General features: G+C 34.0%; 8 protein-coding genes. All 8 read right to left on the bottom strand.

Annotated elements, in window-relative coordinates; all coding sequences use genetic code 11:
• Positions 1-9: 9 nt before the first annotated feature.
• Positions 10-1,437 (bottom strand): arylsulfatase, encoded by a 1,428-nt coding sequence (locus tag EYD46_RS01305; RefSeq protein WP_206662880.1) that lies wholly within the window; start codon positions 1,435-1,437, stop codon positions 10-12.
• A gap of 196 nt (positions 1,438-1,633) precedes the next feature.
• Positions 1,634-2,704 carry an FG-GAP repeat domain-containing protein gene (locus EYD46_RS01300; protein ID WP_130935249.1) on the bottom strand — a complete coding sequence of 357 codons (1,071 nt, stop codon included), beginning with the start codon at positions 2,702-2,704 and terminating at the stop codon, positions 1,634-1,636.
• Positions 2,705-2,720: 16 nt separating this feature from the next.
• Positions 2,721-5,555: a glycoside hydrolase family 2 protein gene (locus tag EYD46_RS01295; protein WP_130935248.1), complete on the bottom strand. Its 2,835-nt coding sequence runs from the start codon at positions 5,553-5,555 to the stop codon at positions 2,721-2,723.
• Between the two features lie 90 nt (positions 5,556-5,645).
• Complete coding sequence (locus EYD46_RS01290) at positions 5,646-7,058, bottom strand: L-fucose/L-arabinose isomerase family protein (protein ID WP_130935247.1); 1,413 nt, start codon at positions 7,056-7,058, stop codon at positions 5,646-5,648.
• Positions 7,059-7,361: 303 nt separating this feature from the next.
• Complete coding sequence (locus tag EYD46_RS01285) at positions 7,362-8,213, bottom strand: hypothetical protein (protein WP_130935246.1); 852 nt, start codon at positions 8,211-8,213, stop codon at positions 7,362-7,364.
• A 23-nt stretch (positions 8,214-8,236) separates the two neighbouring features.
• Positions 8,237-9,478: a hypothetical protein gene (locus EYD46_RS01280; protein ID WP_130935245.1), complete on the bottom strand. Its 1,242-nt coding sequence runs from the start codon at positions 9,476-9,478 to the stop codon at positions 8,237-8,239.
• Positions 9,479-9,588: 110 nt separating this feature from the next.
• A complete protein-coding gene (locus EYD46_RS01275) occupies positions 9,589-10,827 on the bottom strand; it encodes a mandelate racemase/muconate lactonizing enzyme family protein (protein WP_165454314.1) in 1,239 nt (412 codons plus the stop codon).
• Position 10,828: 1 nt separating this feature from the next.
• Complete coding sequence (locus EYD46_RS01270) at positions 10,829-12,268, bottom strand: sulfatase family protein (RefSeq protein ID WP_165454313.1); 1,440 nt, start codon at positions 12,266-12,268, stop codon at positions 10,829-10,831.
• Positions 12,269-12,312 lie beyond the last annotated feature (44 nt).

The following is a 12,312-nucleotide window of genomic DNA, read 5'->3' as shown; positions in this document are numbered from 1 at the left end:
AAATAGTAATTATTTCTGTCTCTTTCTTACCAAAGGAAACTCTGGATGTTCTGTTCTAGAATTGTTTATAAAATACAGAAGCTCCTTCGCCTTTTCTGGATATTGTTCTGCTATATTTTTTTGCTCTCCAATATCATTACTTAAATCATATAACTCTAAAGGTTTTTTATCGAATTTAACTGCTTTCCAATTGTTTTGTCTAACTGCTTGAATTGGCCCTTGTCTTTCATTAAATTCCCAATACAAATAATTGTGTTTTTGTTGTTCAGCGTTATTTCCTAAAAGTGTTGGCAAATAGGAAATACCATCGATTTCATTTGTGGGTTTTATACCTGCCAATTCACATACTGTGGGTAAGAAATCCCAAAACGCAGAAATATGATTTGTGGTTGAACCTGCTTTAATTTGATTAGGCCAATAAACTACAAATGGAGTGCGGATACCGCCTTCGTATAAATCACGCTTATGCCCTTTAAAATGACCATTACTATTGAAAAATTCATTTTTTAAATCGTCATATTCATGTCCATTATCACTAGTAAAAACGATTAAAGTATTATCGGCTACACCTAGTGTTTCTAATTGTTTTACAAGGTTTCCAATATCTCTATCCATTGTAGAAACCATAGCAGCATAAGTAATATGTCCATCTTCATCGTGACGATAATGCCCTGGAGTCATTTTTCGTTTTGGCCAACCTAAGTTCTTGTATTGTTCTTTTTCTTTTTCAAGAATGGTTAATTCGAAATGAGGAATGGTATACGTTAAATATAAAAAGAAAGGTGCTTCATGGTTTTTATTGATAAACTCTGTAGCCTTTTCTGTAATTTTATAGTGAATATGTTGTCCTTCTTTTGTTTGAGGATTATTACCATCTAAGGTAATTCTCTTCTCGTTTTCAAAAATACTTTCAGGATAATAATGATGTGCTGGCGAATGCTGATTGAATCCGTAGAAATAATCAAAACCTTGTTTATTTGGTCTACCATCGGTTAAGTTTTCAGCTAATCCCCATTTCCCTACAATCCCTGTCGTATAACCTGCTCGTTTTAATTCTTCTGCAACAGTAATGTCTTTGGCATTTATATCTACAGGTGTTCCACTTGCTGTCCACCTAGGATTTCCTCTTACAGTACTATGCCCTGTGTGTTTACCTGTCATCAATACCGCACGTGATGGCCCACATACTGTAGAACCTGTGTAGTGATTGGTAAAAATCATTCCGTTTTCTGCTAGTTTGTCAATGTTTGGGGTTTTGATTTTATCCTGACCGTTAAAGCCCACATCTCCATAACCTAAATCGTCAGCTAGGATAAAAATGATATTTGGTTTTGTAACTGCTTCTTCCTCAGTATTACTTTTTTTGACTTTACAGCTTACTACGAATGAAACAAAAGTCATTAGAAGAATTAAATAAGCTATCTTAATTATTTTCATTCTAGGTTTTCTTTTAAAACTGCCTGATAACATTTTACCTCTGTGAAAGTTGATTTTCATACCATATAACACCCAATCCTTTGCTATTAGTTCCATAATTCTCTTCGCAGGTAAGTATATCTAAATCGCCATCTCCATCTATATCTATCAATTCAAGTCTGTCATATTTAATTCCTTTAGGGCCACTAACTTTATGTCATTCCCATTTGACATCTGTTGGTAGATTTTTATAAGACAACCAATATATGCCTTCAAGATTCCCTTCCGCTTTTTCAAAAGAATGAACCAAATCTGATTTTCCATCTCCGTTAACATCTCCAGCAACAACAGATTTTGGTTTGCTTGTATATTTTGGAATATCTATAGGGTAACTTTTCCAACTTAAATCACTTTTATCTAAACGTTTGATAAACCATATTTTTCTCTTATTAGCTTCTGTAACAATAACATCTTCTAAACCATCGCCATCAAGGTCTGCCAAATCTAAAAACATAACCTCTAGTCCTTGATTTTCAATATTATGATTTTTCCATTCTTTTTTTTGTTTTCTAATTGTCTCTGGATTTTCTAGCCAACGTACACCACTTAATGCGCCTTTTCTGTCTGATATAAGAATATCTAAATCGCCATCATTGTCCATATCACTCATCATAATAGACATTAGCCACGAAACAGCAGATATAGAATGCCATTTCCATTTGTTTAAACATCTAGCATCTTTTGGTATTTCGAACCACCCAATTTGAGCATTTTCATGCTTACCTCCTGCTATAATATCTAAACCATTTTTACCATCTATCTGTGCAGGATAGGCATACATCCATTGCATCAACCCATCAGAAGTTGGAATAGACTGAGTTTTCCATTTTGTTTTATCTAGATAGTCTTTGGATTTTACTGGAGCCCAATTCACATAGATTTTTTTATGCTTCCACTCGGTACTACTTATCACATCTACTGCTCCATCGTCATCTAAATCAGCAAAGACGGCATCTTCTACATAAGGCGTTTTACCAACGATTACTGACGGCCATTTTTCTTGTACTAATTTAAAACCCGGATGCAAATAAACTTTTGTATAACCACTTTCCTCCCAACCTGTGGTAATATCCATTAACCCATCATTATTTACATCAGCAAGACGCACACCATCTGCCCCATTATAGGAGCTATCCACAACATGTCTGTTCCAAACTTTATCTTGACCATTAGCTTTATCTAAAATAAAAACAAGAAACACAAATACACTTAATAATATTTTTATCATTCCATTTCACTTAGCACTATTCCAATTCTACATCTACTCTTTTTGCTTTTATATCTGATTTATTCCAATTAATAAACATTGACACTGAACCCGTTATTTGATTTTCTATTTGTACTGGTTGCGCATCTGGCCCAAAAACTTTTGCATTTTTCCACTTGGAGCCTACAGCTGAAATGACGTCAAAAAAGTAAAAGCCTTCTTGTTTTGGATAATACCATGATGCAAATTTCGGATTATAACCATTAACTGGATTTAGTACACCTAATGTAACATCTGTACTATTTTTAAAACCAACATTAACATGGTCTTTTAAATAAAATACAGCCCAATCCCAAGGAGCAAAACAACCTTCAAACTCAGGTCCATTGTATACCTGTCCTGGTACGTTTATTTTTTTGTCTGAAGCATACACATCTAAAATACCTCCTTCTGGTCTATTTTGCCAAATTCGCCATGGGCCTTCCCCTTTCCATCTTTTTCTATATACATCATTTGCATCTACTTTAATACCAATACCTGCGTAATGGTATTTACTTGATTTTGGTGTATAGGCATAGTCTAATATTATTTCTCCATTCGGTTTTAAAGTCCATTTTAAAAAGTCAAAACCTTTGGTATTTCTAGCTTCAATGATAAATGTACTATCTTGCTTTGCAATTTTAGCTTTTGAAGTACTTGTTGTTTCATTTGTTATGGCTTTGTCATCTGACTGTAAAACTAGAAAAGGGAAATCACTTAAACTTGTTTTCTTACGTCCTTCTGAAATCGATTTTAATATGCCATTACTTTTATCAAATTGAAAGATTGTGTTACCTCTATAAAAAGTAAAAGCATCGTTTTTATCTTGCTGAAATACCTCTTTTGAAGATGCTCTAAAGGTATTTTTCACTTCTGTTATTGGCATACGCTTATCATACACCAATCTCCCATGGTTATCAATTACTTCTATAATTAATGCATCATTTTTTATATAAGATTTTGGTAAAATAATGGTTAATTCACTTTTTGCTCCAGGGGCAATATTTTTTACTGAAACATTTCCAGAAGACACTACTCTGTGACCGTTTGAAGAAGCATCTGGATTTGCAAAATTTACGAGTTTCCAAACAATTTTACATTGATTCAAGTTTGTAAAAATAAACTTGTTATGCACATTGAGCTTACCATCAAAATTAGCATCTATTTTGTTGTTTGAAATTACTACTGGCGACCAAATTTCACGAATAGCATCTGAACTCCCTTTCTTTTCGCCATGTGGTCCAACAACACCATCAGCGGCCTTATTATATTGATTGTCTACAGTATACCCCATATCGGTTCGCATTAAACCCTCATCAAACAAAGCCCAAATAGTCATACCTCCCGCCACTTTAGACTTTTCAAACATATCCCAATAGGTTTTTAAATTTGCACCGCCACCGCCATCATAAAGTGCATGTAGAATTTCATTAGGTAAATAAACGTGGTTTTCTTCAAATAAATTTTTCTTGACCGCAGCATAATCTGGATAGTAGGTTGTATTTACGATATCCCAATTAGGATTGTAATTGGCAAAAATATCATTAGACTTGGCTTCGTTTTTTAAAGGTCTTCTATTTTGAATGTCCCATTTTGCAAATTCGATATCAAACTCTGGCGTATGTGCTAAATGATTACCATTTCCCCATAATATTATTGAGGGATGATTCACATCTCTTACCACTAATTCTTTCAAAATTTTTGGACCAACTTCTTTGTCCAAAGGTTTCCACCAGCCGGATAATTCACTTAAAACCAAAAAACCATAAGTATCACATAAATCATAAAAATGAGAATCTGCAGGATAACAAGAGGAGCGTACAAAGTTAAAATTCATGTCCTTCATTAGGTTTAAGTTATCTTCCATATCTTTTTTTGAAAGCGCTCTACCTGTTTCCGGTCTAAAACTATGCATACTGGCACCCTTTAATAAAATTCGTTCCCCATTTAAATAAAAGCCATCGTGGTCGCGTACCTCAAAAGTTCTGAACCCAAATTTTTGTTTGTAAGTGTGCTCAACATTTTTTTTATCTTTTAATCGTACCTCAACACTGTAAAGGTTTGGAAATTCGTGAGACCACAGCGCAACATCGTTAAAGTGAGCTTTTAAAATTGTGCAAGCTCCTGTAGATTTTGTTTTAAGTGGTTTTCCTATTTTCTTAAAATTTGAATCATATAACTGTGCTTCAATAATTTTCGATTCTAACAAACCATTAGTAAATACTTTCATTGTAAAATCTCCTGTCATTTGAGCATCAATAGCTACACGCTCTATATATTGGCTAGGCACTTCTTCTATAAACACTGGACGATAAATTCCACTAAACATCCAATAATCAGCAAAGCGTTCTGCATTTACAATAGAAGTGTTTGAGGATGAATTATCAACTTCTACTTCAAGTATATTTTTACCTTTTGTAAGTGCTTTGGTAATTTCAAACTTAAATTCTGTGTGACCTCCTTGATGTACTCCTATTTCAACATCGTTTAAAAAGACTTTTGTATCTGTCATAGCTCCCTGAAAAGTAAGAATATATCTTTTTCCTGAAAGCTTGTTATATTCGAATTCGTGCTTATAACTGGCTATACTCGAACTTCTATTCTCCATTTTATCCATACCATACATATAGTATCCAAAACCTTCTGTCTCCCAATTGGATGGTACAGGAATTTTAGTCCAAAAACCGCTATTACGTCCATTATTTATTTTGAAATCCCAACGCACAGCCGATGCAGCGTCTTCTCCGGAAAGGTATGTTCTTTGTTGTGCATTTACATTTGAATAGTACGTTAATAAGATAAATAATAATACAATTCTTTTTAGGCTACTCATTATCACGAGAATTTTAAATTTTACTTATCAAAATTAAGACTAAATTTTGCTTAAATCATCCTGACGTATCATGATTAAAACTACCATTAATTAACAGATACGTACAACTCTAAGATTTAATAAATTCCCTAATTTTTCAATTTTATTAGCAATATGACCTATGCCGATAGCACAATGATGGGAAGGTCCTTGTTTAGACCACTCGTTCATAAAAGCTTTTGAGCCAATTGAAAAACGATAACGGCTATTCGTGTTACCAATATGTAGCACAGGTCCTTCTACAGATGCGCCTTCTGCAACTAATAAAAACACATCGTCTTTACCTTCTACTACTGATAACAAAGTAACAGGACCATGTTTTACCGTCATTTGAATAGATAATCCTTTTCCAGGTTTCCCATGATATACAGGTAGTGGCACCAATTGCACATTTCCTTCCGCAATAGCAAAATGGGCTGGTCCATCATGCCCCAACATTACGATATCATCATTGAAATCCATCGCATAGAATTCTGAAAACGACCCACCAACCCCAAAAGCATCCATAATCTTCATGGCTTGGGCATTCTTTACTTCATATTCGCCTGCTACAGGTACATTTTTCCCTGTTAACAACGTGTTTCCTGCAATTACAGAGGTAACGATATTTTCATATTCGTTTGCCGTTTCGCCTTCATAATAATATGCCAAAGACCCTAAATCGTGATTATCAACTAATTTATCTAGGGCTATTGATGTTTTTGCAGCACGCACTAACTCTTCATCTTCACATGCAGTAATGACTTCAAAAGTAGTTTTGAACTCTTCAATTTTATTATCTATTTCTATTGAAGTTACTGCGTCTCGATACTTTTTCACTTCACACATTTCAACAATTTCTATGTGTGTGCCAAATGCTGACGATTGCTTGGTTAAATCAGAATATACATCTAACATGCCTGCATAATAATGTCCTAAAACTCCTAGTCTATTATTTCGCATTACGGCTGCTACTTTTGCAGCGTCAATCCAATCTTGAATTTCTGTCCAAACAGATGCTTCATCAAGATAACCTGTAACGAATTCATAATCTATTCCAGAGCGATTAAATACATTGGCCAATTCTGGTACAGAGCAAGCTTGACAATGTGTCAACCATTCTCCTGTCATTTTACCACGATCGCCTAAGGCATTAAAACTTTCGTAATCTATGGCTGCAACGGGTTGTATATTTAAAATAACCACAGGACATTTTACTTTTTGCACAACAGGCAATACTGTAGAGGATAAAGCGTAAGTAGACACATATAAAAATAAGATCTCTACATCTTCTGTTTTTAATACATCTGCTTTTTCTCGAGCAACCACGGGAGAATCTACCAAGCCCACATTTATTACTTCTGCTCCAAAACTTTCCATTTTGCTAGCAATTTGTTGTTGATAACCTTCTAATCGTTCTAATAAGCCTTCAAACTGCGGCCAATAGGTATCTAAACCAATACCAAATAATCCTACTTTTACCATTCTTACATTTAATTTATTTTAGTTTAAACATCAACGAAGCTTATAACACATCTTTGAAGAAACTGATTTTTGTAACAGTTAATTTCTAATCGTAAAAAGCATTTTTTGATGTAGTTTTATACACTTGTCATTTGTTTTTTCTAATCATCCTAAACAACAGCTAAAGCCTATGTTACAAACAAATAGAAATGTAAAATACGATGATAGCATTCAAAACAGCAATTGCTGTTTTGATATATTTATTACACAAAATGATATCAAATTACTTGTTTTTCAAATAATGCAATAGCTGTATTTAGTTGATTATTTGGAATTTTTTGAGATATAATCCAATAGTAAATCTTTTACTTGATAAACTGCAGGTTGAATTTCTCCATCATTAACATTAGCACCAGTTATCCAGTAGTATATCATTCCTGCATCAGAACAATCCCATTTGCCTTTTTGAAACTTTACAACATTATCAACCTCAGCTATCTTACCCATTAACCAAACCCAATTTAAACGACTATCTGGATGATTTTTAGCCCAGTCCCATTGTTCTTCATCAACTTTAAGTAAAATGTTTTGATCCGGAATACGAACTTCTTCTATATTAAATTCTAATATTTCTTCCCAAGTATAAAACTCTCCTGTTTGATCGTTTGCTGGATGATGTGTAATAACTTTTACAAACTTATGCTTAGATTTTAAAGAAACATCTAAAGCCATACCTATTAAATCTGGCTCGCCTGCTTCTACTATCCATAGCGGATTTTCTTTTGTTGAAGCATTAATAGCTTTTGCTAAATCTTCTATAGCCTTATCTAAGTTCCATTTTACATCAATAAACGTTAAATGTTCAAAACCACCCCAACGCCTTGCTGTACCATCACAAGTAGTTTGCATTAATGCATGACGCTCTTTCTCAGCTTCTTTAGATATTCTATCTGAAGGGGATATATCACAACTATGAGAATAATGTACCAATCTATCCGCCAAACCAGCAGCACGAATCAATGCAAGGGAAACTGCTGTTCCTCCTAAATCATCAGGGTCAGGAGAATTACCGTCTGCTACTATGGCAATACGACCAGCCGGTGGATTTACTTGTTGTGAAAAAACGGTAGATGTAATTGAGAAAACCGTTAGTATTATAAAAAGTTTTTTAGTCATTTTAGTTCTGTTTTAATTTAGTTTTAGTCTTGAGTGTAGCTAGATGGCGCATTTATTATTTTTTTCCCTTTACCTGCTGGAGCAAATACTATACCTGCCCATCTTCCTCTAGTATACTCTTTACCATCAGTACCTACTTGAGCCTTTACAGTAATTTTATCGCCTTTATTTAGCTTTACTTTTTTCCATATTTTGGTGTACTCTCTCCCTTCTTCAAACATGTGTTCTGATTTTGGTGGTTGAAAAGTTCCTAGTTCATTTCCGTTTATAAATATTTTAAACGTAGAACTTCCGTCATTCTCTCCTACACCAACGAATACAAGATCATAAATAGCACTTTTAAATTTAAATGCTGTACTTGCAATAGCATCTTTATGTGTTTTAGGGTTTATTGCCATCCAATTTTTACCATTCGAATAGAAATTAGTTCCTATGGATGGAAATTGTTGAGCTGCAATCCATTTATTGTTAGTTAATGATTCTGCAATAGTTTTAAAGTAATTCTTCTTTATAATAGGAGCTGGTACACTTGGGTAAGGTTTAGGCAGGTTAACAGTAGATTCAACTTTTTTACCTTTTCCTTTTGGTTTATAAATTTTATCTTTTGTTAAAATAAACTTATCAAATTCAAAACCATCTTCACGCATACTAAATTGAACATCATGTACGCCAGCTTCTTTAATATCTAAATATATTTTATGTGGTATACCACAATGAATTTCTTTTGTACGTTGCTTGCTTGCCCAAGTCCATTGGGTTTTCCCTTCACACCATTGCATACGTTGCCCACTTTCTGGCCAATTACCATTTAACCCAACATGTATACCGTTGTCTTCTCCTCCAGTACTCATGGCACGAGCCCAAATATAGTAACGTCCTGGGTTATTAAATTTAACTTTGTAATGTACAATAGCTATAATACCAGGTACATCACTAAAATTCTCTCCTCTTACCAATTCATCATCATGAGTAACTCTAGTGTCTGGTAAAATTTCTATATAAGCATTATTGCTAGACCCATAAACGTGTAAGGTATCTGCATCTGGTCCTACTTTAGCTTCTTCAAATTTTGATGAACGATACCACCCTCTAACCTTAGCCTTAGTTTGTTTGTAAAAAAATTCTGCCTCCACAGACACAATACCCAACTTTTCTTCAAATATTACACTTTCACTAATAATAGGTTCCATCAATTTTTCAGACTGGGCCTTAGAAGTATAACATAAACTAGTTAGTATTAATATTAATATCAGTTTTGTTTTCATTAGTTCAAATTGTTTTAATTGTGATGGCAATTTATTCATTCTTTTAGTTTATTATTTTTTTACAGCCTGTAATACTCAAAAAGCAGTACTTTTTACATTTATCAAACTTATTAAGTTCTTGTAATATCTGTATAAGACGTTACAATATTTTTTAAACGGTCAGTATCTATTTCTAAACCAAAACCAGGTTTTGGAGTAAATGAATAATAACCATTAGCCTCTTTTTTAGTGGCCGAACTTTGCAAACACTCTAAGTAGATTTTAGAGTCTTCTTTTTTCTCTATAGCTTCTACCCAAGTTGCACCTACACCAATGGCTATTTGTTGCCATGCTGAACATGCTGGCCCTACTAAACTATCATCGCCTATCATTACTTTTGCACCTATCTCTTTTACTTTATGCGCCAATTTTGCAGTATGTGTTAAACTACCCATTGTAGAAGGATGTAAATTAAAAATACGTCCCATTCCTGTTTCCATAGTTTTTATACCTTTCCAAGCCGGACGCATGGGTGCATCCGGAATTAACGTTAAATCACCAACCATTTTTTGTAATGCTATCCATTGCTTTGTTTTTAAGTGTGCTGGATCTTCAATAGCATTTAGTCCATTAGCTTTAAAACGGTCTAGAATGGTTTTTAATTCGTTTAGTGATTTCCACTTTTTATAGCCTTTGTTAACATCAGAAATTACCACAGCTTCATCGCCCAAAACATCTCTTATAGTATGTAAAAGCTTCAAATCAACTTTTTCATTACCATACATTTTAAATTTCATGTGATGACCGAGGTTTTGTTCAATACTTTTTTCGGCTTCTTCGCGTACTTTTTTATCGTCTTTATCTAGAATACAGTAGAGACCTGGCACTGGTTTATTTCCTGATAAACCTAATAGATCTACAGCAGATTTATTCTGAAGTCGTCCCGACAAATCCAAAAGTCCCATATCTAGAGACTCTAGCATTTTTAAAGAGCGTTTTGACCCTAAAACTTGCTCAGATGCTAATCTTTTTTGCGCTTCTCCTAGGGTTAATCCTTTGAATTGCTTTAAATAATTAACCCAAGCCGTTGGTTTAAAGTCTGGGTTATTTTTTGAAGCTGGGGTTTCTGTCCACCCATAAAAATCTCCTGACGAAATCTTTATAAATAAATGTTGACGGTTATGCCATGTGCCCCATGAAAAATAGCGAGGTATATTGATATCGTATCGAAATATTTCGATTTTTGTAATTTTCTCATTTAAATATTCAGTACCATTTTTACCAGCACAAGCTGAAAATAATGGATATGTAGCACCAACTATACCTAGTGCTGACATGCTTTTTATAAAATCACGTCTGTTTGTTTTCATTTTACCAAGGATCATTCATAGAAGTTAATAACTCCATCAATTGGCTTTCCATTTGAGCATCTAAAGTAGCGTCTTCTCCCCAAATATTTTTCATTTGATAAGGATCTTTAGCATCGTAATAGAGGTAATGGAACTTTTCACCACTTTCATGCTTAACCACAGCATAGGTGTAATCTTTAGTTCTAAATCCTCGAGCATCTCCTTTGGAGGCAAAGCTTTTTCCTCCAAAGTATAATTGCTTTTCTGGACGATTTACAGGCTTATCAAAAAATAAATCTGCATAATTTTTACCATCAACCGCATCTGGTATTTTATCTTCCATCCCCATTAATCCTAATAAAGTAGGCATATAATCAGGCACACTTAATAAAATATCATCAGTTTTTGGTTTTACAGTTTTTGGATAATGCACTATTAAAGGAATTTTATAGGCTTCTTTAAACCATACATTTTTATGCATTAAGCCTTGACTTCCTAACATTTCGCCATGATCTGCAGAAAACACGATGATGGTATTGTCATATAATCCTTCTTCTTTTAGTTTTGAAATAACGCGTCCTATTTGGTCATCAACACCATTCACAGAGGCAAAATAATCTGTAGCTTGGTCTAAACGTTTTGCTACACCATGATCTCCTCTTTTTAAATCATAATTGTCATTAAATTGAACATTTGGTCGGTTTAGAACCTCTTTATAACTCATCCCTTCGTAACGTTTTTGGTAACGTTCTGGCACTTGTTTAAAAGGTGTATGTGGTGGATTTATAGACCAAAACAATGCAAAAGGTTCATTTGATTTTCTTTGCTTTTCATTATTATTTAGATAGTCAATAATAACATCTGCTTCATGCTCTGCCGACCATTTTTTTATATAAACTTTTTCGTCTTCTTTTGCATTGGTTGTCCAATAATAAGGTACGTTATGCCTATTGTGCGTTCCGTAAGCGTACCAAAATGAAAATCCGTGTCTTCTATCTGGTGGACACCATGTATCCCAAACTCGCTTTACATCTGGTGGTGTAGGTTCTGGACCATCTAAATGCCATTTCCCAACGTAACCTGCACTGTATCCATTATCAACCAAAACATCAGAAAAACAGATTTCATTTTTCTTTAAATAATTTCCTAATGCTGTTCTTTGGGAATTACAATTTTCTACAACACCTGTTGACAGTGAGTAACGCCCTGTCATTAACATGGCTCTGTATGGGCTACACAAAGGGTTGTTGGCTACGGCTTCACTAAAAAAAACACCTTCTTTTGCCAGTTGATTTAAGTTAGGTGTATGTACAGGATCTTCTTTTAAAAACCCTAGTGAGGCTTGACGGTACTGATCTGCAAAAATGAATAGTAAATTGGGTTTGCTTTTTACAGTTTCTTTCTCCTGTTTTTGTTGATTTTTACACGAATAAATACTACATAAAATCAGTGCAGAAATCATCCAGTTTCTCAGTAATTTTAGTCTTAGGTTCTTGTTTAATTTGA

Origin of the sequence: Hyunsoonleella pacifica, from assembly GCF_004310335.1 — a bacterium.
Lineage (GTDB): Bacteria > Bacteroidota > Bacteroidia > Flavobacteriales > Flavobacteriaceae > Jejuia > Jejuia pacifica.
Note: the sequence above shows the minus strand (reverse complement) of the source record. Positions and strands in the feature narration are given on the sequence as shown.